At 62.4% G+C, this 23468-nt stretch carries 23 protein-coding genes; 15 read left to right on the top strand and 8 right to left on the bottom strand.

What is annotated here, in order from left to right:
- Window positions 1-10: 10 nt before the first annotated feature.
- Complete coding sequence (locus AC1D2R_RS09950) at window positions 11-1867, bottom strand: ABC transporter ATP-binding protein (RefSeq protein ID WP_477967112.1); 1857 nt, start codon at window positions 1865-1867, stop codon at window positions 11-13.
- A gap of 383 nt (window positions 1868-2250) precedes the next feature.
- Here AC1D2R_RS09950 and AC1D2R_RS09945 point away from each other — a divergent pair, with 383 nt between their 5' ends.
- Together AC1D2R_RS09945 and AC1D2R_RS09940 are read left to right on the top strand one after the other, a co-directional pair.
- Window positions 2251-2712: a tRNA (cytidine(34)-2'-O)-methyltransferase gene (locus tag AC1D2R_RS09945; RefSeq protein WP_477967111.1), complete on the top strand. Its 462-nt coding sequence runs from the start codon at window positions 2251-2253 to the stop codon at window positions 2710-2712.
- 205 nt (window positions 2713-2917) lie between these two features.
- On the top strand, window positions 2918-4564 hold the full coding sequence (locus tag AC1D2R_RS09940) for a Na/Pi cotransporter family protein (RefSeq protein ID WP_477967110.1): 1647 nt from the start codon (window positions 2918-2920) through the stop codon (window positions 4562-4564).
- Between the two features lie 3 nt (window positions 4565-4567).
- Here the strand turns inward: AC1D2R_RS09940 and AC1D2R_RS09935 are convergent, their stop codons facing one another.
- The gene (locus AC1D2R_RS09935; RefSeq protein WP_037058665.1) at window positions 4568-4828 is read right to left on the bottom strand and encodes a hypothetical protein; all 261 of its coding nucleotides are present in this window, start codon (window positions 4826-4828) and stop codon (window positions 4568-4570) included.
- A gap of 176 nt (window positions 4829-5004) precedes the next feature.
- Here AC1D2R_RS09935 and hemF point away from each other — a divergent pair, with 176 nt between their 5' ends.
- From hemF to AC1D2R_RS09920, 3 genes are all read left to right on the top strand, one after another.
- Complete coding sequence (hemF, locus tag AC1D2R_RS09930; protein ID WP_477967109.1) at window positions 5005-5922, top strand: oxygen-dependent coproporphyrinogen oxidase; 918 nt, start codon at window positions 5005-5007, stop codon at window positions 5920-5922.
- A 105-nt stretch (window positions 5923-6027) separates the two neighbouring features.
- Complete coding sequence (locus AC1D2R_RS09925) at window positions 6028-6288, top strand: hypothetical protein (protein ID WP_477967108.1); 261 nt, start codon at window positions 6028-6030, stop codon at window positions 6286-6288.
- Between the two features lie 114 nt (window positions 6289-6402).
- Entirely contained in the window at window positions 6403-6588 is a 186-nt protein-coding gene (locus AC1D2R_RS09920) for a DUF1059 domain-containing protein (protein ID WP_477967107.1), read from the top strand.
- Here AC1D2R_RS09920 and AC1D2R_RS09915 read toward each other — a convergent pair whose 3' ends face one another.
- The 3 genes from AC1D2R_RS09915 to AC1D2R_RS09905 are packed head-to-tail and all read right to left on the bottom strand — an operon-like array spanning window position 6589 to window position 9109.
- On the bottom strand, window positions 6589-7842 hold the full coding sequence (locus tag AC1D2R_RS09915; protein WP_477967106.1) for a CCA tRNA nucleotidyltransferase: 1254 nt from the start codon (window positions 7840-7842) through the stop codon (window positions 6589-6591).
- The gene (locus tag AC1D2R_RS09910; RefSeq protein WP_477967105.1) at window positions 7839-8489 is read right to left on the bottom strand and encodes a CoA pyrophosphatase; all 651 of its coding nucleotides are present in this window, start codon (window positions 8487-8489) and stop codon (window positions 7839-7841) included. Before AC1D2R_RS09910 ends, AC1D2R_RS09915 begins: the two co-directional genes overlap by 4 nt.
- A complete protein-coding gene (locus AC1D2R_RS09905; protein ID WP_477967104.1) occupies window positions 8486-9109 on the bottom strand; it encodes a DUF1285 domain-containing protein in 624 nt (207 codons plus the stop codon). The genes AC1D2R_RS09910 and AC1D2R_RS09905 overlap by 4 nt, the downstream gene beginning before the upstream one ends.
- A 158-nt stretch (window positions 9110-9267) precedes the next feature.
- Here AC1D2R_RS09905 and AC1D2R_RS09900 point away from each other — a divergent pair, with 158 nt between their 5' ends.
- Genes AC1D2R_RS09900 through AC1D2R_RS09880 form a run of 5 tightly spaced genes read left to right on the top strand, consistent with a single transcriptional unit; the run spans window position 9268 to window position 16523 of the window.
- Window positions 9268-10278 carry an AAA family ATPase gene (locus tag AC1D2R_RS09900; protein WP_477967103.1) on the top strand — a complete coding sequence of 337 codons (1011 nt, stop codon included), beginning with the start codon at window positions 9268-9270 and terminating at the stop codon, window positions 10276-10278.
- 13 nt (window positions 10279-10291) lie between these two features.
- Window positions 10292-11212 carry a DUF58 domain-containing protein gene (locus AC1D2R_RS09895; protein ID WP_477967102.1) on the top strand — a complete coding sequence of 307 codons (921 nt, stop codon included), beginning with the start codon at window positions 10292-10294 and terminating at the stop codon, window positions 11210-11212.
- Entirely contained in the window at window positions 11209-14022 is a 2814-nt protein-coding gene (locus AC1D2R_RS09890; RefSeq protein ID WP_477967101.1) for a DUF4159 domain-containing protein, read from the top strand. Before AC1D2R_RS09895 ends, AC1D2R_RS09890 begins: the two co-directional genes overlap by 4 nt.
- 1 nt (window position 14023) lies before the next feature.
- Window positions 14024-16093, top strand: coding sequence for a hypothetical protein (locus AC1D2R_RS09885; RefSeq protein ID WP_477967100.1), 2070 nt, complete (start codon window positions 14024-14026; stop codon window positions 16091-16093).
- 4 nt (window positions 16094-16097) lie between these two features.
- Entirely contained in the window at window positions 16098-16523 is a 426-nt protein-coding gene (locus AC1D2R_RS09880; RefSeq protein ID WP_477967250.1) for a GNAT family N-acetyltransferase, read from the top strand.
- A gap of 39 nt (window positions 16524-16562) precedes the next feature.
- Here the strand turns inward: AC1D2R_RS09880 and AC1D2R_RS09875 are convergent, their stop codons facing one another.
- The gene (locus tag AC1D2R_RS09875; RefSeq protein WP_477967249.1) at window positions 16563-17861 is read right to left on the bottom strand and encodes an MFS transporter; all 1299 of its coding nucleotides are present in this window, start codon (window positions 17859-17861) and stop codon (window positions 16563-16565) included.
- A gap of 80 nt (window positions 17862-17941) precedes the next feature.
- Window positions 17942-18442: a GNAT family N-acetyltransferase gene (locus AC1D2R_RS09870; RefSeq protein WP_477967099.1), complete on the bottom strand. Its 501-nt coding sequence runs from the start codon at window positions 18440-18442 to the stop codon at window positions 17942-17944.
- 270 nt (window positions 18443-18712) lie between these two features.
- Here AC1D2R_RS09870 and AC1D2R_RS09865 point away from each other — a divergent pair, with 270 nt between their 5' ends.
- Entirely contained in the window at window positions 18713-19663 is a 951-nt protein-coding gene (locus tag AC1D2R_RS09865; protein ID WP_477967098.1) for a glutathione S-transferase family protein, read from the top strand.
- A 96-nt stretch (window positions 19664-19759) separates the two neighbouring features.
- Here AC1D2R_RS09865 and AC1D2R_RS09860 read toward each other — a convergent pair whose 3' ends face one another.
- Window positions 19760-20197, bottom strand: coding sequence for an NUDIX domain-containing protein (locus AC1D2R_RS09860; RefSeq protein WP_477967248.1), 438 nt, complete (start codon window positions 20195-20197; stop codon window positions 19760-19762).
- Window positions 20198-20277: 80 nt separating this feature from the next.
- On the opposite strand from AC1D2R_RS09860, the gene AC1D2R_RS09855 reads away from it, so the two are divergent.
- The 4 genes from AC1D2R_RS09855 (at window position 20278) to AC1D2R_RS09840 (ending at window position 23437) form a co-directional block, all read left to right on the top strand.
- Window positions 20278-21216, top strand: a complete 939-nt coding sequence (locus AC1D2R_RS09855) for a metallophosphoesterase family protein (protein ID WP_477967247.1) — start codon at window positions 20278-20280, stop codon at window positions 21214-21216.
- 144 nt (window positions 21217-21360) lie between these two features.
- Window positions 21361-21918, top strand: coding sequence for a tetratricopeptide repeat protein (locus AC1D2R_RS09850; protein WP_477967097.1), 558 nt, complete (start codon window positions 21361-21363; stop codon window positions 21916-21918).
- A 167-nt stretch (window positions 21919-22085) separates the two neighbouring features.
- A complete protein-coding gene (locus AC1D2R_RS09845; protein ID WP_477967096.1) occupies window positions 22086-22592 on the top strand; it encodes an RNA polymerase sigma factor in 507 nt (168 codons plus the stop codon).
- Between the two features lie 2 nt (window positions 22593-22594).
- Window positions 22595-23437, top strand: coding sequence for an anti-sigma factor family protein (locus AC1D2R_RS09840; RefSeq protein WP_477967095.1), 843 nt, complete (start codon window positions 22595-22597; stop codon window positions 23435-23437).
- Window positions 23438-23468 lie beyond the last annotated feature (31 nt).

Here is a 23468-nt window from a genome sequence, read left to right as displayed (position 1 = left end):
CGTTTCGTGCCTATTCGGCTGCTTCTTCGGCATCTTCCGAATGCTCGGCCAGGAAGCCGCCCGATTGCCGGTTCCACAGGTCGGCGTAAATGCCGCCCTGCCGGACGAGATCGGAATGCGAGCCCGTCTCGATGATCCGCCCCTTGTCGAGCACGATCAGTCGGTCCATCTCGGTCAGCGTCGACAGGCGGTGAGCAATCGCGATCACCGTCTTGCCTTCCATCAGCGCAAACAGGTTCTCCTGGATCGCCGCCTCGACTTCGGAATCGAGCGCCGAGGTCGCTTCGTCCAGCACCAGGATCGGTGCATCCTTCAAGAAAACGCGTGCAATCGCAATACGCTGACGCTGGCCGCCGGATAGCTTGACGCCGCGTTCGCCCACCTGTGCGTCCAAAGCCTTGCGCCCCTGCAGGTCGACCAGGCCTTCGACAAAGTCCCAGGCATTCGCCCGCTTCGCGGCTTCGATCACTTCGGCATCCGTCGCATCCGGACGGCCGTAGGCGATGTTGTCGCGGATCGAGCGATGCAGCAGCGAAGTATCCTGCGTCACCACGCCGATCAGCTCGCGCAGACTTTCCTGCGACACATGCGAAATGTCCTGACCGTCGATGGTGATGCGCCCGTTCTCCAGATCGTAGAAGCGCAGGAGCAGGTTCATCAGCGTCGTCTTGCCGGCACCGGAGCGACCGACGAGACCCACCTTTTCGCCCGCCTGGATGTCGAGCGAAAGGTTGTCGATGATGCCCTTGGCCTTGCCGTAGTGGAAGCCGATACGATCGTAGTGGATTGCCCCCTTCTTGGCGGCAAGCTGCGGCGCACCGGGTCGGTCGACGATGTCGTGGTCCTTCGCCATCATCTCCATGCCGTCATAGACAGTGCCGATGTTCTCGAAGAGCGCCGAGACTTCCCACATGATCCACTGCGACATGCCGTTGACGCGCATCGCCAGGCCGATCGCGATCGCGATGGCGCCGACCGAGATGCCGCCGTTCAGCCAGAACCAGATCGACAGGCCGGAGATCACGAACAGCGCCACGCAGTTGTTGATATAGACGGCCGCGTGGAACATCGTGACCTTGCGCATCTGCTGATGCACGGTCTGCAGGAACTCGTTCATGCCTTCCCTGGCATAGGTTTCTTCCCTGCCCGCGTGCGAAAACAGCTTCACCGTCGCGATGTTGGTGTAGCTGTCGACGACGCGCCCGGTCATCATCGAGCGAGCATCCGCCTGCGTGGCGGCAATCTTGCGAAGCCGCGGCACGAAGTAGGAGACGATGCCGACATAGATGCCGAGCCAGGCAAGGATCGGGATCATCAGCCGCCAGTCGGCCGCCGCGATGACGATGATCATCGTCAGGAAGTAGGTGACGACGTAGACGAAGACGTCGAGGATCTTCATGACGGTCTCGCGCACCGCAAGCGACGTCTGCATCACCTTCGTCGCGACGCGTCCGGCAAACTCGTTGGCAAAGAACGTCATGCTGTGACGCATCAGAAAGCGGTGCATCTGCCAGCGCGCCATCATCGGATAGTTGCCGAGGAGCACCTGGTGCATGATGATCGAGTCCAGCACGGCCGCCAGCGGCAGGCCGATCAGGATCAGCGCACCCATCCAGAAAAGCCTGTGGCCTTCGTTTTCAAGGAAGGTTGCCGGATCCGCGTGGGTCAGCCAGTCGACGACATTGCCGAGGAACTGGAAGAGCGCCACTTCGCCGATCGCGATCAGCATGGTCAGCACGGCCATCATGCCGAGCCAGGGTGCCGCCGGCTTGGTGTAGTGCCAGCAGAAGGCATAGAGTCCCCTCGGAGGAACCGTCGGGTCCTCGCTCGGAAAGGGATTAAGTCGCTGTTCAAACCAGGCAAACATGAAAGTGCTCCGAAACTTCAGCGTTCCGGCTCCTGCCCCGCGCAAAAGATGCGCTGAAGCTCATATGGGAACCGGACGTTCAAGGGACGAGGCCACAACAGCCGCGCAAGGAATCAGAAATGGGAAATCAACAAAGAAAAGGCACTAGGAGTGCCAGGTCGCCAGTCGCGGATCCGCGGACGGGAGGCACATGCGTCGAAATATTTCCATCTTGGCGCTCCCTGTTGACGATTGAAGATGCACACCGATAACGCGAAATTGTCTGAAATTCCAGCCCTTGAATGCCGAAAATTCGCCGTTTTCGGTTCAAAAATGACCATGTTGCGCCAAAATCACAGTTGCAATACGAGTTTTCGGCCAAGGCAGACCAAGCGAGATTGAGCATGACAGATCTCAGAGTAGCACTCTATCAACCGGATATTCCGGGCAACACCGGAACGATCCTGCGTCTTGCCGCCTGTCTGGGTTGCGCCGTCGACATCATAGAGCCGGCAGGCTTTGACATTTCGGACCGCAACCTCAAGCGCGCCGGCATGGATTACATCGCCGCCGCCGCCCTCACCCGTCATGTCAATTGGGAGCATTTCGAAGCGTGGCGGCAGACCGCCGGGCGCAGGCTTGTTCTCGCCTCCACCAAGGCGTCCGGGCGCTATACCGACTTCGCATTCCGACCCGACGATATCCTGCTTTTCGGGCGCGAAAGCGCCGGTGTTCCCGACCATGTTCACGACACGGCCGATGCCCGCATTCTCGTTCCGATGGTGGAAGGGCAGCGGTCGATCAACCTCGCCGTCTCCGCGGCGATGATAACGGGAGAGGCCATGCGACAGACCGTGTGGGCTTGATCTCGCGCCGCTTCCATACAAATGCCGGTTCCGTCCCAGAATATGTCGCGAACGGCGTTGTGAAATCGCGAGACCGGCGTATAGTTATTAGCCGAGCAATCAAAAAATCCAGCTGATCACCACGATTTCAATGATTTGACGTCAAGAGAGATTCGATATTACGCGTCGCCGCAAGACGCCAAGAGATAGAAAAAGACAAGGCCGCATGGAATCAACAATCGTCATGATCAACCTGTTCGGTGCGGTGGCTCTGCTGCTGTTCGGCCTGGCTCAGGTTAAGGACGGCGTGTCGAGAGCCTTCGGCGCGAGGCTTAGAACCGGCCTTGCATCGGGCACACGTAGCGGCCTTCGCTCTTTTCTGTCAGGCTTCGTCGCCACCGTTGCGTTGCAAAGTTCGACCGCAACGGCGCTGATGGTGTCGTCTTTTGTCGAGCGCGAGCTGGTCAAACCTCGCATGGCTCAGATCGTGCTCCTCGGAGCCAACGTCGGAACCGCCGTCACCGCCTGGATCGTCGCCACCGGGATCGAATGGCTGTCGCCGCTGGTCATCCTGACCGGGATCGTACTCTACCGCAGCGGTTCGACCGGCCGCCAGGGCGGCGGCACGGCGCTGATCGGCATCGGATTGATGCTGTTGTCGCTGCATCTCCTCAGCAGCGCGACCGAGCCGATGCGCCAGTCGCCGGCGCTCGCGGCCTTCCTCGGCCTGCTCGATGGCGCCTGGCCGGTGGCACTTGCGTTTGCAGCCGGCATCGCCTTCATTTCGTCGTCCAGCCTCGCCGCTGTGGTGCTCATCCTGTCGCTCGCCTCGACGGGCATCCTGTCGGCCGGACTGGTCATCGTGCTTGTCCTCGGCGCCAATCTCGGCGGCGCCATCCCGCCTGTCATCGCCTCGCTCTCCGGTCCGGCCTCGGCCAAACGTGTCACGCTTGGAAACCTGATCGTCCGGGCCATCGGCTGTCTGGTCGCGCTTCCGCTCGCAGGCTACGGCGCCGACCTACTGGAAATGCTTCCGCTTTCCCCGGCCAAGCTGCCGGTCGACGCACATCTCGGCTTCAATCTCATCCTTGCCGCCCTTGCCTGGCCGTTTTCGCGAACACTGTCACAGCTGATGCTGAACCTCGTGCCCGAGGACGCACACGCCGACGATGGACCGAAATACCTCGACCCGCAGGAGCTTTCGACGCCTGTGGTGGCACTGGCCAGCGCCACCCGCGAGGTGCTTGGCGTCGGCGACATGATCGAGCGGATGCTGTTGCGCACGTCCGATGCCTTCGAGAGAAACGAGCTCGCAAAACTCAAGGAAATCCCTTCACTGGAAAAGCGCGTCGACAGGCTCCAGCAGGACGTGAAGATCTATCTTTCCAAGCTCGGACGCGAGGGCCTCAGCGAAGAGGACGGCCGTCGCTCGATCGTCGTGATCGACTATGCGATCAACCTAGAGCACATAGGCGACATCATCGAGAAGGGACTGCTGCCGCAGGTTACCAAGAAGGTGTCGCTCGGCCTCAAATTCTCCGACGACGGCTACGCGGAACTGACGAAGCTGTTCCACCTGACGATCGACAACCTTCGCATCGCCCAGACGATCCTCGTCACCCGCGACTTCAACCTGGCAAGGCAGCTCATGGAAGTGAAGGTCGAGGTCCGGAGGATGGAGAAGCAGTCGTCCGAACGACATCTCGAGCGCCTGCGCGACGGCCGCGCCGACAGCCTGCAGACAAGCTCCCTGCACCTCGACATGCTGCGCGACCTGAAGCGCATCAACGCTCACATCGTCTCGGTGGCACATCCTATTCTGGATGAAAGTGGGCTCTTGATAGAAAGCCGGTTGCGCAAACCCGCCGAATAGCGGTCAGTCGGCGGAAGGCAATCGCCGCATCGTAAACTCGATCTGGTCGCCGTCGAGCTGGCGCCAGCTCTCAACCTCGGTCCAGTACGCAGCCTTCGGGTACTCGTCGAACCACTCGCGCGCCTTGGCGCGGGCGTCGAGCAGAGCGAGGCAATAGGTCTGCCGAACGAAACGATCGTTCTTGCGCGGCGTGCCCTCTGCCCGGTGCGTGGCAATCCTTCGCTTCAAGCCGTCAAAGGACGGAGGTCCTGGGATTTTTGTCATAAAACCTACCTCTAACGCAAAAGGTAGTATCGAAAGTCGCATTTTGCGAGTCGAATCTGAGATAGCCTCAGGCTGCGCCCGCCGCTGGCGAGAGCCCGGTGCACCTGCTATCAGGGGTCGATAATGACAAGATGACGAGTCGCGCCGGATGACGCTGCTCACCGGAGACGACGTAGATGGAAAGACCGGAACTCCCGATCGGGCTGCCTGAGGACATTGAGGAAAAGAAGACGGCTGCCCGGAGTTGGTTTGAAGGGCTTCGCGACACGATTTGTGCCTCTTTCGAAGCCCTGGAGGACGAGCTGACCACCGGCCAGCTCTCTGACCGGCAACCGGGACGTTTCGTCGCCAAGGAATGGCAGCGGGAAAACGGCGCCGGTGGCGGCGGTTGCATGTCGATGATGGAAGGCCGGGTGTTCGAGAAGGTCGGCGTCCACACCTCGACCGTCTACGGCGAGTTCGCGCCCGATCTCCGTGCCCAGATGCCTGGGGCCAAGGACGACCCGCGCTTCTGGGCCTCCGGCATCTCGCTCATCGCGCATCCCGTCAACCCGCATGTTCCGGCCGTGCACATGAACACGCGCATGGTCGTCACCTCCAGCCGCTGGTTCGGCGGCGGCGCCGACCTAACGCCGGTTCTCGACCGACGCCGGACACAGGAAGACGAGGACAGCCGGCTGTTCCACAAGGCGATGGAAATCGCCTGCCGCAGTCACGCTGACATCGCCGACTATGCTGCCTTCAAGCAATGGTGCGATGACTATTTTTTCCTCAAGCACCGCAACGAGCACCGCGGCATCGGCGGCATCTTCTACGACTGGCTCCACTCAGGTGACGAGGCTGGTGGCTGGGATGCCGATTTCGCCTTCACTCGTGACGTCGGACGGGCATTTGCCATGGTTTATCCACGGATTGTCCGCGCCAACTTCAATAAACAGTGGACAGAGCAGGATCGTGACGAACAATTGATTCGCCGTGGGCGCTATGTTGAGTTCAACCTCCTCTACGATCGTGGGACGATCTTCGGCCTGAAAACAGGGGGAAATGTCGAGTCCATTCTCTCGTCCCTGCCCCCCATGGTTCGCTGGCCGTGACGCTGGAGGAATAGTCGATAAAAAAGGCCGTGAGAGGCTTTCAATACAGCAGTTCGGATACTAAATTTGGAAATGTACGTGCGTAACAATCGGAGGAGGATTGTCATGACGATACAGACTGGATCACCGGCATCGCCTGGCGTTCAGCAGCCAACCCAAAAAAACGATGCACCGGAGTTCCTGCTGCGGCTTGCCGAGGCGCTGAGAGCGAAAAGCGGCTCCGACCTGCCCGTTTCCTGCTTTGTCGAGCAAGTAAAGCTGCAACTGGCCGGAGGCAGGTCTCCGGAGGAGTTGGCGCGCCTGGCAAAAGGCCAGGACAACAGGGCGAATACTGATTGCTATCGTGCCTGGGCAATGCCCGAATAACACCGCGACCAAACCGGCCGGTGCGGCACCGGCCGGAACCTTCTCACCACTTCGAACATTCACAACAGACGCGAAAGCGTGAGGGAACCGTCGAATTCAAGGCAGGAGGAACGAATGAGGCTATTCGAATGTGGAACGCTTGTGCCCGGATGCAGTTGGCATACACGGGCGAACGATGATGCGGAAGTTGTCCGTCGCGCAGTCGAGCACATGAAGGGTGCGCACGGGGAAACCGTCATCCGCGAAAACATGGTGGACAACATCAAGGCCCGTATCCGCAACGAAGCGACTGCGGCCTGATCATTTGACCCGCTCACCGAGCCGGGCGAGCAGCGCCGCCCGGTCGGCCGCAAAATTCTCTTCGACCCACTGGTTTTCCAAGTCCGACAGGATTTCGCCAATGCGTCTACCGGAGGGAATGCCGGCGGCCATGACATCGCTGCCGTTCAATGGAAAGGACGGCTTTTTCCAATGCTTGGCGTGATCGAGAAGCTTGCCGAGCCGGGCTGAACGGGACATTTCGTTCAATTCGCCCTCCGCCTTGGCGCGTGCGACGGCGAGCGCCAACTTGACTCTTGCCACAATCCCGTCCGTTCCGTTGCGATAAAGCAGCCGGTCGAAGGCAGCCGACGACACCTCGTCATTGACCGGCGCTGACGTTGCCCAGGCTTTCAAGAAGGCAGCCTCGGCGTTCGCCAGTTTCAACCTTGCTGCCATCTTCTCCAGACGCGCGGCATCAGGCGGCACCATCGCGGCAAGCCGAAGAAGCGGATCCGGCTTCCAGCCGAGTGCCCTCTCGGTTGCAAGCAGCGCCGGGATTGCGTCGATACCCCACTTTTCGGTCTCCGGCAGGATCTCGGTGAGCACGCCCGCCTGTCGCATCCAGAGAAGCGCCCGGCCCGGGTCCTCGGCGGACAGAAGCTTGCGAAGCTCCGACCATACTCTTTCCGCGGAAAGCGAACGCAGCTTCGAGCGCGCAGCAGCCGACGCCCGCAATCCGTCGGCATCCGGGCGCCCCGAACCGTAGTAGGCAAAAAACCGGAAGAAGCGCAGGATGCGCAAGTAGTCCTCCGCAATGCGCGTCGCGGCATCGCCGATGAAGCGGATGTTGCGCTTTTCGATATCGGCAAGCCCGCCGACCAGATCGACGATATCTCCTCGCTGATCGGCATAGAGCGCATTGATGGTCAGGTCGCGTCGCTCAGCATCAGTGCGCCAGTCGGTGCTGAATGCCACCTTGGCGCGGCGCCCGTCCGTTTCGATATCGGCCCTCAGTGTCGTGACCTCGAATGGCTTGCCGTTGACCACGAGCGTCACCGTGCCATGATCGATACCCGTTGGCACCGCCTTGATGTCCAGGGCCTTCGCACGCTCCACCACCATCTCGGGCGTTAGCGTCGTTGCCACATCGATATCGTTGACAGGCAGCCCCATGAGGCTGTTGCGCACCGCCCCGCCGACCACCCGTCCCTCGCCGCCATCGGCATTGAGCAGCGCAAACACGCGCTCGAGCGCCGGGTCCTTGAACCATGCTTCCTGAGCAAGGTTGGTCATGCATAAAGCCTTTCGTAGAGGGTGCGGACAATGCCGGCCGTGATGCCCCATATCATCCATGTTTCATAGGGCATCCGATAAAAATGTCGGTCGAGCCCGTCCACCATGCGTCTGTCACGGGTATGGTTGGACGGGTTCATCAGGAACGACAGCGGCACCTCGAAGACGTCGTCAACCTCATCGGGATTGGGTTTCAGCTCGAAGCCGCGCTTTACGACCGCCAGAACCGGAGTAATGCGAAAGCCGGTTGACGCCAGGTAGTTCGGCAGCCGGCCGACGGTCTCGACAAACGAACCGTCGAGCCCGATCTCCTCTTCAGCCTCCCGGATTGCCGCCTGTTCCGGTGAAACGTCGTCGGCATCGATCTTGCCGCCGGGAAAGGCGATCTGGCCCGAATGCTTGCGCAGCGTCGCGGTGCGCTTGGTGAAGATCACATGCGCCTCGTCGCCGTCATCGACCACCGGCACCAGAACCGCGGCATCGCGCAGCTTGAAGGCTTCCACCTGCGCGACGATCTCCGGGTTGAGTATGTGATCGCCGTGATTGCGCCAGGAAAGATCGACCGGTCCGCCAGCCTGATGCAGCGCCCGGCGGCGGAATTCAGCCGCCGAATAAAGCGATCGGTGATCGGTCGGCACATAGCTCATCGCGACAACGCATTCAGTTCGTCGGCAGGCATGACAGGAAAGCTCCGTCCGCCCGAGCGCACGCAGAACATCTCGACGCCGTCGACAGTGCAAGTCTCGCCCCGTTCGACAAGTTCGTACATGACGGCTCGCGAGACGAGCGCCTCCAGCCGCCCGCGCACATGCAGATAGGGCTTCAGCTCATTGTTGCCGCCGTGGATGACGAAGCGCAACGGATGCTCATCGCTCGCCTCCACCACATCGCCAACATTGGTGCGAAAGGTCAGGAGCGCTTCGCCGTTGCGCACGGAAACATTCATCTCGACGGCCACGAACGGCGCATCGACGACCTTGATCCCCACTTTTTCCACAGGAGTTATAAGGTATGTCTTCCCGTCATCGTCCTTGCGCAGTACCGTCGAAAACAACCGGACAAGCGGCGCCCGGCCGATCGGCGTTCCCATGTAGAACCAGGTGCCATCGGCGCGGATTTCCATGTCGATGTCGCCACAGAAGGGCGGATTCCATTTGTCGACCGGCGCAGGCCCCCGTTTCCTGTCGCCGCTATCGCCGGCAGCACGAGAAATAAGCGCGGCCAGATCTGCCGCATCCGCTGTCGACCTGATATCCTCGGCTGCCATTCTTCCGTCCCGGTTTGCCCTTAACGCATTAACGTCACGAGATAGTCATTTGAAACGAACTTGTCAGCCCGCAACATCTTCATAACTCTATCGGGTATGAGGCACACGTGTAAGTCCGCCGATTCGCGACGAATGATATCAGCCGCTGGAGATACCTGATGGGTATGATGAAGACCGACGCCCCCCTCGATGAAAAGGCGATCGTCGCCGCAGCCGAAAAAGCGCTTGCCGATATCGCCGCCGTTCGCGGCGAGGTATCCAAGGTCATCTTCGGTCAGGAAAGCGTGGTCGAAAACACGCTTCTGGCCGTTCTTTCGGGCGGTCACGCGCTGCTTGTCGGTGTGCCGGGGCTCGCCAAGACCAAACTTGTCACCACGCTCGGCGAAGTGCTCGGACTGGGCGCAAACCGCATCCAGTTCACGCCGGACCTGATGCCGTCGGATATCCTCGGCTCCGAAGTGATGGACCAGGACGAGAGCGGCCGCCGCTCCTTCCGCTTCGTCAAGGGTCCGGTCTTCGCACAATTGCTGATGGCCGACGAGATCAATCGCGCGTCGCCGCGCACGCAGTCCGCACTGCTGCAGTCGATGCAGGAGTACCACATCACGGTCGCCGGCCAGCGCTACGATCTGCCGAGCCCCTTCCATGTTCTTGCGACCCAGAACCCGCTGGAGCAGGAAGGCACCTATCCGCTTCCCGAAGCGCAGCTCGACCGCTTCCTGCTGCAGGTGGACGTTCACTATCCCGAACTTGCCGCCGAACGGCAGATCCTGCTCGAAACGACGGGATTGGGCGAAACCAGGCCGCAAGCGGTCTTGAATGCCGAGCGCCTGATCGAGATCCAGACTTTGATCCGCCAGATGCCGGTCAGCGACAAGGTGGTCGACGGCATCCTCGCGCTCGTGCGTTCTGCCCGCCCCGGTCAGGGCAATGCGTCGACCGACAAGAACGTCGCCTGGGGCCCCGGCCCGCGCGCCGGCCAGGCGATGATGCTATGCGCCCGCGCCCGCGCCCTTTATGAAGGCCGCCTCGCGCCGTCGCTGGACGACGTCCACGCGCTTGCCGAACCGATCCTGCAGCACCGGATGGCGTTGACCTTCGCGGCACGCGCCGAGGGAATGTCGGTCCGCGACGTCATCGCCGGTCTGGTCAAGCAGGCCAAGGGATAAGGAAGCCTCACGCGTGGCATCTATCGGACAGATCGTCAATCCGACCCCGGGCAAAGACGCGCTGGCGCGCGCGCGCCAGCGCGCCAGCCTGGTGCCCGATTGCCTGGTGGAGGCCAAGCGTATTGCCAACACGGTGATTGCCGGCTGGCACGGCCGCCGCAAGCGCGGTATCGGCGAAAACTTCTGGCAGTTCCGTCCCTATACAGAGGGCGAGAGCCTGTCGCGCATCGACTGGCGCCGCTCCGCCCGCGACGATCACACCTATATCCGCGACCGCGAGTGGGAGGCCGCCCACACCATCTGGCTCTGGGCCGACATGTCGCCGTCGATGATGTATAAATCGACCTTCGGCAATGCATCGAAGGAGAGCCGGGCGCTGGTGATCATGCTTGCCCTTGCCGACATCCTGGCGCGCTCCGGCGAACGCGTCGGATGCCCCGGCGTCATGGAGCCGATCTCCGCCCGCAATGCGGCCGAGCGCCTTGCCGCTGCTTTGATGCATGCGCCGCTGACCGGCGGATTGCCGGAAACCGCGATGATCCGCGGCTGGAGCGATCTGGTGCTGATCGGCGATTTTCTCGACGATGCGCCGGCAATCATGGCCCGGCTCGGCCCGCTCGCGCGGCGCGGCCTGCGCGGCCACGTGATCGAGGTGGCCGATCCGGCCGAAGAGCTGTTCCCCTATAACGGCAGGACCGAATTCACCGATCCGGAGACCGGCGCCAAGCTGACGTCCGGTCGCGCTGAAAACGTTCGCGACGCCTATAGCAGAGCCTACCTCGCGAGGCGCGACGACCTCGGCCAGGCGCTGCGCCATCTCGGCTGGACCTTCGTAAGCCATCGCACCGATCACCTCGCCTCCGAGGCGCTGGTTGCCGTGCATATGCATCTGTCCGGCATGCCCGGCAAGGCCACGCACGGAGGGCAGCTATGAACGCCCTACCCTTCGCATTTGCCTATCCTGCGATCCTCGGCGCGCTCGTCGCGCTGCCGGTCATCTGGTGGCTGCTGCGGCTGACCCCGCCTCGCCCGAAGACCGAAGTTTTCCCACCCCTCAAGATCCTTGCCACCGTCTTGAAGCGTGAGGAGACGCCGGCGCAGAGCCCCTGGTGGCTGACGCTGCTGCGCATGCTGCTTGCCAGCGCGGTGATCCTCGCGATTGCCGATCCGGTCTTCAACCCGCGCACCAGCTCGCTCGCCTCAGGCGGTCCGCTGGTGCTGTTGGTCGACAACGGCTGGGCAACCTCTCCGGATTGGGCACGCCGCGTCCAGACAGCCGACGCCTTGATCGATGATGCCGAGTCCGCGGGCGCGCCGGTGGCCATCGCCTTCACCGCCGACCAGACCAACGACGCGGTGCCCGGCACCGCTGCTGTAGCGCGAGAGAAACTGCGCGCCGCCGAACCGAAGCCGCTGGTGCCGGACCGCCAGCGTGCCTTCGAGGCATTGCGGGCGGCCCTCAACGGCGTCCACCCCGGCACGCTCACCTTTCTGACTGATGGCGCGGCATCGAAGGACGACGACACGATCGTCCGCCAGCTTTCCGATCTCCAGCCGGCGCAGCTGCGGCTGATCACCGGAGATGCGACCGGAACCGTCGCGATTACCGCGGCGAACAATGCTGCCGACGCGATGACGGTGACGGCAACGCGGCTGGACAGCTCGGCTGCAGCGTCCCTCCCGCTGACGGCACAGGATGCCCAGGGCCGAGCGATCGCTTCGGGCTCTGTCGATTTCCAGCCCGGACAGGCAGTCGCCACCGGCGCCATCGCAGCACCCTTTGAAATGCGCAACGATTTCGCCCGCATCAGCATCGACAACCACCCGACGGCTGGCGCTGTCCACCTGCTCGACGACGGTTTCAAGCGCCGGCGGGTCGTTCTGCTTTCGGGCGAAGCCGGCGATACGTCCCAGCCTCTGCTTTCGCCGCTCTACTATATCCAGCGCGCCTTGCAGCCCTATGCGGACCTAATCGAGCCGAACACGCCCGATCTGGCGACCGCGATTCCGGAACTGCTGTCACAGAACCCGTCGGTCATCGTCATGGCCGATATCGGCCGCCTGCCACAGGAAACCTACGAGCCCCTGCAACGCTGGATCGCCAATGGCGGCACACTGCTGCGCTTCGCCGGGCCGCGCCTTGCCGCCGCACCTGCCGACGATCCGCTGGTTCCGGTGACCCTTCGCCAGGGGGAGCGCGCCCTCGGCGGCGCCCTCTCCTGGGCCGAGCCGCAACCGCTTGCCGAATTCCCCAACTTCGGCCCGTTTGCCGGCATGGCGAAGCCGACCGATGTCACGATCAAACGTCAGGTGCTCGCCGAGCCGACGCCTGACCTTGCCGAGAGAACCTGGGCGAGCCTTGCCGATGGCACGCCGCTGGTGACGATGAAGCCGATCAACGCGGGCCGGATCGTGCTCTTCCACGTCAGCGCCGAAGCCACCTGGTCTGATCTTCCCATATCGGGCAATTTCGTCGAGATGCTGCGGCGCCTCGTGCAGCTCTCCCGTTCTGGCGGTGTTACCGCCGAAGGCGGCGGCGCGACCACGGCCGAAGCGCTCCCTCCCTTCCGCCTGTTGACGGCGAAGGGCGCACTGACGACCGAGACCGGCTCCGCGCGGCCGCTGATCCCAAATGCCAAGGTCACGCCGCTCGCCGGCTTCGAAAATCCGCCGGGTCTCTATGGCTCCGAGGAAGGATTCACCGCCTTGAACGTGCTGCCGAAGAACACGGAACTGAAGACGCTTGACGCGAGCGGTATCACGGTCGTCCGTGAAGGATTGATCGGCGGCGAGACATGGTCTGCCAAGCCGGCGCTGTTCCTGATCGCCTTCCTGTTGCTCATCGCCGACAGCCTGATCGTGATGATGATGAGCGGCGCCTTCTCCCGCATGCGACCTGCGGTCCGCTCCGCCGCGCTGATCGCCGTGGCCATCAGCGCCGCATTCTTCCTGCAGCCGGGCCAGTCCAGCGCGGACGACGCCAAGCCTGGCGACGGCCAGATATTCCAGAGGCTGGACAATACGCATCTCGCCTACGTCGTCACCGGCGAGCAGGACGTCGATCGCATATCGGAGCGGGGCCTTGAAGGTCTGACGGAGTTCCTGACGTTCCGCACGACGCTTGAGCCGGCGCCGGCCGTGGGGCTGGACCTCACGAAGGACGAGCTCGCCTTCTATCCGATCATCTACTGGCCGGTTTCCGCCACGGCACCGATGCCCTCGGCTGCGGCCATCAACAGGATCGATGCCTATATGCGCTCGGGCGGGACGGTTTTGTTCGACACCCGCGATCAGTTCAGCGCACTCGATACCGGCGGCGGCGCCGCAAGCGCCAACGGCGAACGGCTGCAGCAGATCCTTGCCAATCTCGATATTCCGCCGCTCGAACCTGTGCCCTCGGACCACGTCCTGACAAAGTCCTTCTACCTGCTTTCCAGCTTCCCCGGCCGCTATGCCGGCAGCCCGCTCTGGATCGAGGCACGACAGGAAAATCGCGCGGCCAACGCGAAGTCGACCGCCACGGCAGACGGCGTCTCGCCGATCCTGATCACCGGAAACGATTTCGCCGGTGCCTGGGCCGTGGACGAAAACGGCACCCCGCTGCTGCCCACGGTCCCGCCGGATGAAATGCAACGCGAATATGCCTACCGGAGTGGTGTCAACATCATGATGTACATGCTCACCGGCAACTACAAGACGGACCAGGTTCACATACCCGCCCTCCTGGAACGGCTGGGGCAATGACATGACAATTGATTTCTCGCCCTTCGTCCCCTGGCCGGTCCTGGCGACGCTTGCCGTTCTCGCTGTTGCAATCGCGGCATTTGCCATCTGGCGCGGCATACGTGGCGCATGGGTCCGAAGCATTGCGGCGCTGGCGCTCCTGGCAGCCTTGGCCAACCCGCTGCTGCTACAGGAAGACCGCGACCAGCTCTCGACCGTGGTTCCCGTCATCGTCGACCGCAGCCAGAGCCAGCAGACGCCGGAACGCATCAGGATGACGGACGATGCGCTGGCGCAATTGAAGGATCGCCTGGCGCGCTTCCCTGATATCGAGGCGCGTTATGTCGATGCCACGGAGCCGGAAGATTCCGACGCTCCCTCCACCCGCCTCTTCAACGCGCTCTCGGCAGCCGTCGCCGACGTCCCGCCCGCCCGCATCGGCGGCGCTATCATGCTGACGGATGGCGAGGTACACGATGTGCCTGGCGTCAATCAGGCACTCGGTTTCGAAGCCCCCATTCACGGCCTCATCACCGGCAAGGCCAATGAATTCGACCGGCGCATCGAGGTCATCAAGGCCCCGCGTTTCGGCATCGTCAACGAGGAGCAGCAACTCGTGCTGCGGGTCTTCGACGATGGCCCGAGCCCCGGCGGCACCGCAAACGTCACGGTCAAGCTCAACGGCGACGAGATCGCCACGCTGCAGGCCACGCCCGGCCGGGATACGCCCTTTTCCTTCAAGGTGGAGCGCGGCGGCAGCAATGTCCTTGAGTTTTCGGTTGCGGGCTTGCCCGGCGAGGTCACCGAAGCGAATAACCGCGCCGTCCACGTCATCGATGGCATCCGCGAGAACCTGCGCGTTCTCCTCGTCTCCGGCGAGCCCCACGCCGGTGAGCGCGCCTGGCGCAATCTATTGAAGTCGGACGCGGCCGTCGATCTGGTCCACTTCACTATTCTGCGCCCACCAGAAAAGCAGGACGGCACGCCGATCAATGAATTGTCCCTGATCGCCTTCCCGACACGCGAACTGTTCGTCGACAAGATCAAGGATTTCGACCTGATCATCTTCGACCGTTACCAGCATCGCGGCGTCCTGCCGATCCTCTACTACGACTACATCTCGCAGTACGTCGAAAACGGCGGCGCGCTGCTGATCGCCGCCGGTCCCGAACATGCGGGCCAGGATTCGATCGCGCTGACGCCGCTCTCCTCCGTCCTGCCGGCCGCACCGACCGGGCAGATGATCGAAAAGGCCTTCTACCCTCGCCTTTCGGAAGACGGCCGCAAGCATCCGGTCACGCGCGGTCTCGATGGCTCGGCCGACGAGCCGCCGCATTGGGGCCGCTGGTTCCGCAGCGTCGATGTCGAGCCGCCGCAAGGCCAGACGGTCATGGTCGGCGCCGACAATCATCCGCTGCTGGTGCTCAACCGCGCCGGACAGGGCCGCGTCGCCATGCTGCTGTCCGATCAGGGCTGGCTCTGGGCACGCGGCTTCGAAGGTGGCGGTCCGCATGTCTCCCTCTATCGCCGCATCGCCCATTGGCTGATGAAGGAGCCGGCGCTGGAAGAAGAGGCGCTGACCGCGCGTGCCTCCGGCCGCACGCTGGAGATCACCCGCCAGACGATCGGCGACAACCCCGGCAGCGCCACGGTCCGCTATCCCTCGGGCCGCACGGAAACCCTGCCGCTGACACAATCCGAGCCCGGCCTGTTCAAGGCCGAGAAGAAGATGGACGAAATCGGCCTGTTCGAGATCCGCAACGGCGAGATGACCACGCTCGTGCATGTCGGCGCTGTCGACGCGCCCGAGTTCAAGGCGATGATCTCGACGGCCGACGCCCTGAAGCCGATCACCGACAAGACCAAGGGTCTGGTCACGCGCGTCTCGGATCAAGGCGGCGCGATCACCATCCCGCCGATCCTGCCGGTGCGCGGCCAGATACGGGTCGCAGACAGCGAGCGCATGCAGATTCACCTGACCAGCGAGACGGTGCTCAAGGGCATCAATACCCTGCCGCTGTTTGCGGGTTTTGCCGGCGTCGGCATTCTTCTTTTGGCTTTCGGCGCGATGTGGTGGCGTGAGGGACGCTGACACTTTGGCCATGTTCGAGCTGACCGGCTCCCCCTCGCCCGACGACCTCGCCGCGATCGGCGACAGGCTGAGCGCCTTCAACACCATCGAGGTCGGCGCATCGGGTCGCGAAGCGCTCGCAGTTCTCATTCGAGATACAGACGGCAAGGTGACCGGTGGCCTGTCCGGCTACACGGCATGGGGCTGGCTGTTCACCCAGCTGCTGTACATTCCCGAAGGCGAACGCGGCAAAGGACTGGCAGGCAAGATCCTCGCCAAGGCGGAGGAGGAAGCGGCGCGGCGCGGCTGCCACAGCGCCTGGATCGACACGTTCAACCCGCAGGCGCTGCGCGCCTATCTCAGGCAGGGATACGAGATTTTCGGTGAGTTGCCGGATTTCCCGAAAGGCGGCACGCGGACCTTCCTACGCAAGGTGCTGGTTGCGCTCTGAGGCCCGGGCCGGATCGAAGCCTCCAAGCCGCTCGAAGGCTTAGCCAAGGGCCGTCTGTCGCGTCTCGGCATCCATCGCCATTGCCGCGAGGGCTGCCAGAACCAGCAGGCCGGCAAAGAGCCCGATCGCAATCGCGAGCCCCTCGGCAACGACAAGCGCCATCAGCGACGGCGCGACGAGACCGCCAAGCCGCGCCATCGCACCGGCCGTTCCCATGCCGGTTGCCCGCAGGGCGGTTGGGTAGAGTTCGGGGGTGTACGCATAAAGTGCGCCCCATGTGCCGAGCAGGGCAAAACTCATGATCAGCAAGGACGTGCCCACCAGAAGATCGTTTGCCGAGACCACGAAAAGCAGGCACCCGACCGCCGACAGAAGGCAGAACCCGATCAGCGTCGGCTTGCGACCCCACGCTTCGACGCCGTAAGCCGCGAGCGCATAGCCCGGCAGCTGCGCAAGCGCCACGAAAACCAGAAAGCCGTATCCCCTGACGAAACCGAAGCCGTCGCCGGCAAGCTTTGCAGGCATCCAGGTGAAGACACCGTAGTAGGAAACGGAGACGAGGAACCATATTGCAAGGATCAGGACGCTGCGGCGGCGAAGGGCATCGGAGAATATTCCACCTGACGCGCCCTTTGGCGCAACGGCGATCTCGTCTTGCGACCCCAGCGGCGCCTTGCCATTCAGCGTCAGCACGCGATTGACGATCGTCTTGGCGTCATCGGTCCGGCCCGTGCGAAGCAGATAAAGCGGCGATTCAGGCACGAAGAACCGCAAAGCCGGGCCAATGACTGCCGGTAGCGCCGTGACCGCGAAGATATACCGCCAGGCATCCTGCACCCCGGCAACGCTGGCACCCCAGGCAGCCAGCGCCACGATCAATGTGCCGATGGCCCAGAAGCCCTCCAGTGCCACGAGCCAGCGGCCGCGGCTTTTCGCTGGAAGAAACTCCGCCATCATCGCATAGTCGACCGGAAGGGTGCCTCCTACCGCGATGCCCGTCAGGAAACGCAGGGCAAGCAGGCTGGCAAAACCCGGCGCAAAGACCGACAGCGCACCGAAAACCGCGTCGCAGGAAACCGTGAGGATCAGCACCTTGCGTCGCCCGACCCGGTCGGCGAGGCGACCGAAGGCGAAAGCGCCGATCAGCATGCCGAGGAAGAAGAGCGTCCCCGTCTGCAATGCCTGCGGCACCGTCAACCCGAACGTCGCGGCAATCGACGCCGCAGTAAAGCCGACGGCGAGGACCTGCATGGCATCCGCGGTCCAGACAAGCCCGAAGATTGCAAGAAGCCTGCGCTGGAACCGACCCGTTTCTGCACGATCCAGGGCCTCATCGATTGAAAGGCGACACTCTCCTCAAGTTCATGAAAGATCGAGCAAAGCGCCCCTCAAGGCAATGGCGATCGTGACAGCGCAGTTTACTTTCTCCAGGCGATGGTGCCCTTTAGTCGCGCATGCGCATCCCTGGCGAGCGGAACCACCAGAATACGGGCGGGGTCGACCGGACCGGGAAACGCCAGGGCGTTGTGGGCAACCTTTTCGAAGCCAAGCGGACCATAGTAGGGCGGATCTCCGACCAGAATGACACCTTCCGATCCCCGCCGCTTCGCCGCCTCGATCGCAATCCTGACGAGTTCGCGGCCGATACCCCGGCTCTTGTGCGACGGCCGGACCGCCAGTGGTCCGAGCAGGTGTCCCGCAAGCGAGCCCGCCATCACGGGCGTCATCCGGACCGAAGCGATCGTCTCGCCATCGTCGGCGCAGATAAAGGACAGCGACAGATCGTGCGGTCCCTGCTCGCGGATACGGGCAGCCGCGCGCGTATGGCGGCCGGGACCGAATGCTTCTTCGTTGATGTGTTCGATAGCGGCGTCGTGCGACGCATCCTCAGTGAGGTAGACCAGATCGTGCTTGTGCATGATGAGACAGAAACCGGATAGACGAAAACAACGGATCTCGAGCACGCCTTGAGGCGTTCGGGAGCATCAGCGTCGTCGCGGGTTTCTTGGTGCAAACATCAATCGGGTTCCAAAATGTGAAAAGGCCGATAGCAGGAAAAATTTCCCTCGTCCAATGGAAAAAACGCGCGAAACGACATGACGTGACGCAGTGTTCAATCTTTGCCGCCCTGCAAAGTCCGGCAGTCTGCGATATCTTTGGCGGCAACGAAAGAAATGAAGGACAGAATAATGGGAATGCTGGTTGACGGCGTCTGGCATGACGTCTGGTACGACACGAAAGAAAGCAAGGGTCATTTCAAGCGCGCGGCTTCGCAGTTTCGCAACTGGATCACTCCGGACGGCAGCGCTGGCCCCACCGGCGTCGGCGGTTTCAAGGCGGAAGCCGGACGCTATCATCTCTATGTCTCGCTGGCCTGCCCGTGGGCGCACAGAACGCTGATCTTCCGCAGGCTGAAGGGCCTCGAGGACATGATTTCCGTGTCGGTCGTGGATCCGCTGATGCTGGAGAAAGGCTGGGAATTCAGGGTCGGCGACGGCGCCACGGGCGACCGGCTGTTCGGTTCAAAGGCGCTCTCCGACATCTACGTCAAAGCGGATCCTCACTACTCCGGGCGCGTCACGGTTCCTGTTCTCTGGGACACGAAAAGCGGCACGATCGTCAACAACGAATCCTCCGAAATCATCCGGATGTTCAACAGCGCCTTCGATCACCTCACGGGTTCGACGACCGACCTCTACCCGCACGACCTGCGTCCGGCGATCGATGAGCTGAACGCCATCGTCTATGACACCGTCAACAACGGCGTCTACAAGGCAGGCTTTGCGACGGCCCAGGACGCCTACGCGGAAAGTGTGGTCAAGCTGTTCGAAACACTCGACATGCTGGAAGGACGCCTCGGCAAGGGCCGCTATCTCTTCGGCGACCGGTTGACGGAAGCCGACTGGCGCCTGTTCACCACCCTGGTGCGTTTCGACGCCGTCTATGTCGGTCACTTCAAGTGCAACGTCCGCCGGATCGACGACTACCCGAACCTCGCCGCCTATCTGCGCGACCTCTACCAGACGCCCGGCATCAAGGAGACGGTGAACTTCCGGCATATCAAGGACCACTACTACCGCAGCCACAGGACCATCAACCCGACCGGCATCGTGCCGAGCGGACCGGAGCTCGAACTGTAGCGCCAAGCCGCGCAGGAATGACAAGCCCGAGCCGCATGAAGACAGCCACAGCCTTTGCTTGCGCCGGGCAGGCGCCGTCGCCTGAGCGAACAGTACCTACCAGAGGTGTGCGGGCTCGCACTCGCCGGCCAGCTCCGCCAGCCGGCGGAATGTGGCGTCGGTCGTCCCCTGCGGTAGATTGTCGAGCGCGAAAAACCCGCACTCGACAATTTCACGGTCCGGCGGGCGGGGTGCTGTCTGTTCGACTGTTGCCCGGTAGAACAGCACGTGGTCGCGGCTGCTGGCCGACGTGTTGAAATACACTTGAAAAAGCCGTGGGCGGCCGACGATCTTCAGATTGCCTTCCTCACGCAGTTCCTTGACCAGCGCTTCCTCGGCCACCTCGCTGCGCTCGAGCCCGCCGCCGGGCATGTGCCAGCCAGGCACGTAACTGTGCCGCACCAGAAAGATCCGGCCGTCCACATCGAAGCAGGCGGCGCGAACGCCCATGGTCATGCCTCGCGCTACGGCAAAGTACATATGGACGACACGCATAAGCAATCGCGATTGCCAGGGGCGGATATGTTTCACGCTTCTTCCAATTCCATCAATACGTTCAAGCAGATGTGTTTGAATTGCAGTCATCCTGGGCTATGTGTGAACCCATGTTCAAGCTTGCGCACATCTCAGACATCCACCTGGGGCCCCTGCCCCGCCTTTCCGTCCGCGAACTCTTTTCCAAACGCATCACAGGCTTTGTGAACTGGCATCGCAATCGGCGCAAGCACCTTTTCGGTGGCACCCTCGATCTTCTCCTGGACGATATTCGCGCCCGGCAGGTCGATCATCTTGCTGTCACCGGCGACCTCGTGAACCTCGCCAGCGGCATCGAAATTCGCGCCGCGGCCGCATGGCTGAGAGAGCTTGGCGATCCGGCCGACAACTCGGTCGTTCCCGGCAACCATGACGCCTATGTTCCCGGCGCCTATGAAAAGTCGATGCGCGCCTGGTATGACTACGTGCGAGGTGACCTTGCTCCGCCGGAATGGGAAGAAGGTCGCCACATTTTTCCTTATCTGCGCGTCCGGGGCAAAGTCGCAATCGTCGGCTGCTCGACCGCTGTCGCCACACCACCGTTTGCAGCCAGCGGCTTTTTCAGCAGCAGGCAGGCCCGCGACACCGTCAACATGTTGCGGGCCGCCGGCGAAGCCGGTCTCTTTCGCGTCGTGATGATCCATCATCCGCCGATCCGGGGCGCGACGTCCTTCCACAAGCGGATGATCGGGATCCGTCGCTTTGCCGCCATGATTTCGACCGGCGGCGCCGAACTCGTGCTTCACGGCCACACGCATCTCAATACAATCCACTGGCTTCGTGGCCAGACTGCGCCGGTACCGGTTGTCGGAATAGCCTCCGCGTCTCAGGGTCCAGGTGGCATGAAGCCTGCGGCAGCCTACAACCTCTTCAGCATCGGTGGTTCTCCCGGAGCCTGGGAGTTGAAGGCGGAGCGCTTCAGCCTCAACGCCGACGGCACCGACGTACGCCAGGAAAGTGTCAATATTTTCAGGGCTTAGCTCGGCGGACGGAATCATTTTGGCCACAACTTGATTCGCCGCCTGAAGATCGTCGCAGCCATCGCAACATCCTGCACGCACCCTCTTGGTATTTCGCGAGCTCGGCGTACAATTCACACCTCAGCTCACTTACGGAGTTACGGCATGTATTCCGCCTATCGCTTCCGCAGCCTCGCCCTGGCCGGCTGTCTCGCCCTCGCCTTTTCAGCCCCAGCCTTCGCCGCAGGCGAAGAGACCGACCAAACCAAGCCGCCGCCGAAGACCGAGACGACAACCAAATGCGCCGGCGGCAAGATCTGGGACAAGAAGAAGAAGGAATGCGTCGTTCCGAAGAAAAGCAGCTTCAACGACGACGATCTCTACAAGGCGGCGCGGGAATTTGCCTACGCCGGACAATACGAGAATGCGATCACCGTACTTCGCCTTGCCGAAAACCAGAACGATCCCCGCATCCTCAACTATCTCGGCTATGCAAACCGCAAGGCGGGCCGCATGGAGCTGGGAATGTCGTACTACCGCAAGGCCCTGCTGGCCGATCAGAATTATATTCTTGCGCGGTCATACATGGGACAAGCTTTCATGGAACAGGGTGACGTACAGGCAGCGCGTGTCCAACTCGTCGAAATCCGCGATCGCGGCGGCGAGAACACGTGGGCCTACCGCTCGCTTCTTCAATCGCTGAATGGTTATCGAACATATTGAGCCCCGTCGAACCGGCGGAACGAAGAAAAGCTTTGAGAACCCGTGGGATAACTCGGCTTGTGCTTGCGCAGCATCCGCGATTTGTTTCATAAAGGACACAGAGACGATATAAATCGATTTCATCCCGGCGATTGCCCGAATGCCCATGCGCTCAATGTGGAAAGACTATGCGTCAACCCGTGACGACCATCGATATCAGACGTGACCTTGTGGGTCTTTTGCCCCGGTTGCGCCGGTTCGCGATGACCCTTGCAGGCGACGCAGCCAGCGCCGACGAACTCGTGCAGGCGGCATGTCAGCGGGCCATCGGGAAGAGCAATCAGTGGCAGGGAGAAGGCCGGCTGGAAAGCAGGGTCTACACGCTGCTGCGCCAGCAATGGGCCGATGACAGCCGCAGGCGCAAGGCGCACGCCGCACCACGAACGAACGTCACGGATATCCGCGATGCGGTCCGCGAGCGCGCATCGGCGCTCGATTCCGATGCAATCCACCAGATGATTGCCGAAATGCCGGAAGGCATTGCGAGCGCATTCCTGCTCGTCGCAGTCGAAGGACACACCTATCAACAGGCCGCAGACATCATGGGCGTTGCGGCATCAATCATAGCCTCACAACTGGCGCTCGCAAAAGCACGTTTCGCGAGCCTCGCCGACGATCATTCCCATAGGTATTGAATTTGCTCGATTTCAAAAAACTGCCACTCGATGCACAACTGACCGCTCTCCTTGACGGAGAAGCGACACCGGAACAGAAGCTGGAACTCGAACAGCGGCTGCAGACCGATGACAGCGCAAGACGCCTTTACGACAGGCTGCGCCACGGCACCGATTTCGGCAAGCGCCGCCTCGACGACATCCTCAAGGAGCCCGTGCCCTTGGCGCTCGTTCGCTCGATCAAGAGCGTGCAGCCGCCCAAGGCCCCGTTTGCACCGCGCCTGTCGCGCCCGTCGCTGAAGCTCGCGCCCACCGGGCCACAGGCACTGGCAGCGGCGATCATCCTTTTTGTCGCCGGATGCGGCATCGGTTATTTTGCGGCAAACAGCCGTGTCGGCGTCCCGGCCACTCAGACGGCAGAGGCAACCGCCCCGTCGGAGCCGAACGAATGGCTGAGTGACATCCTCGCCTACCAGCGCCTAATGGCGCGCCAGCCGCGCCACCTCGTCGAGGTGCCCGCCTCCCAGGCGGAGGAGATCTCGAACTGGTTGACCACCGCCGTGGGCGTTGCATTCCGAGTGCCGGATCTGGCTGCCGACGGTTGGACCTTTCAGGGCGCCCGGGTCGTTCTGGCCGACGACCGACCGGCAGGCCAGCTGATCTACACCAGCGCCGATGGCGATGTGGCCACGATCGCCTTCCGCAAGGACAGCCAGCCGGCAGATACGGAAGACTTCAGGGAAACGATCCGCGACGAGATCGGCCTGGTCGCCTGGCACAATGCCGGCACGTCCTATGTTCTCGTTGGCCCCTCGTCCGAGGCTTCGCTCAGCCAACTTGCCATGCAGATTGCCACGGCGATCTGAACCGGGAGGCAATGGCGGCAGGCGCCACAAA

This window comes from Rhizobium sp. P1_C7 (assembly GCF_056406295.1).
Note: the sequence above shows the minus strand (reverse complement) of the source record. Positions and strands in the feature narration are given on the sequence as shown.

Coding starts and splice junctions, on each gene's coding strand:
- AC1D2R_RS09950 (WP_477967112.1), bottom strand. CDS start 1,867: ATGTTTGCCTGGTTTGAACAGCGACTTAATCCCTTTCCGAGCGAGGAC.
- AC1D2R_RS09945 (WP_477967111.1), top strand. CDS start 2,251: ATGACAGATCTCAGAGTAGCACTCTATCAACCGGATATTCCGGGCAAC.
- AC1D2R_RS09940 (WP_477967110.1), top strand. CDS start 2,918: ATGGAATCAACAATCGTCATGATCAACCTGTTCGGTGCGGTGGCTCTG.
- AC1D2R_RS09935 (WP_037058665.1), bottom strand. CDS start 4,828: ATGACAAAAATCCCAGGACCTCCGTCCTTTGACGGCTTGAAGCGAAGG.
- hemF (WP_477967109.1), top strand. CDS start 5,005: ATGGAAAGACCGGAACTCCCGATCGGGCTGCCTGAGGACATTGAGGAA.
- AC1D2R_RS09925 (WP_477967108.1), top strand. CDS start 6,028: ATGACGATACAGACTGGATCACCGGCATCGCCTGGCGTTCAGCAGCCA.
- AC1D2R_RS09920 (WP_477967107.1), top strand. CDS start 6,403: ATGAGGCTATTCGAATGTGGAACGCTTGTGCCCGGATGCAGTTGGCAT.
- AC1D2R_RS09915 (WP_477967106.1), bottom strand. CDS start 7,842: ATGACCAACCTTGCTCAGGAAGCATGGTTCAAGGACCCGGCGCTCGAG.
- AC1D2R_RS09910 (WP_477967105.1), bottom strand. CDS start 8,489: ATGAGCTATGTGCCGACCGATCACCGATCGCTTTATTCGGCGGCTGAA.
- AC1D2R_RS09905 (WP_477967104.1), bottom strand. CDS start 9,109: ATGGCAGCCGAGGATATCAGGTCGACAGCGGATGCGGCAGATCTGGCC.
- AC1D2R_RS09900 (WP_477967103.1), top strand. CDS start 9,268: ATGGGTATGATGAAGACCGACGCCCCCCTCGATGAAAAGGCGATCGTC.
- AC1D2R_RS09890 (WP_477967101.1), top strand. CDS start 11,209: ATGAACGCCCTACCCTTCGCATTTGCCTATCCTGCGATCCTCGGCGCG.
- AC1D2R_RS09885 (WP_477967100.1), top strand. CDS start 14,024: ATGACAATTGATTTCTCGCCCTTCGTCCCCTGGCCGGTCCTGGCGACG.
- AC1D2R_RS09870 (WP_477967099.1), bottom strand. CDS start 18,442: ATGCACAAGCACGATCTGGTCTACCTCACTGAGGATGCGTCGCACGAC.
- AC1D2R_RS09865 (WP_477967098.1), top strand. CDS start 18,713: ATGGGAATGCTGGTTGACGGCGTCTGGCATGACGTCTGGTACGACACG.
- AC1D2R_RS09860 (WP_477967248.1), bottom strand. CDS start 20,197: ATGCGTGTCGTCCATATGTACTTTGCCGTAGCGCGAGGCATGACCATG.
- AC1D2R_RS09850 (WP_477967097.1), top strand. CDS start 21,361: ATGTATTCCGCCTATCGCTTCCGCAGCCTCGCCCTGGCCGGCTGTCTC.
- AC1D2R_RS09845 (WP_477967096.1), top strand. CDS start 22,086: ATGCGTCAACCCGTGACGACCATCGATATCAGACGTGACCTTGTGGGT.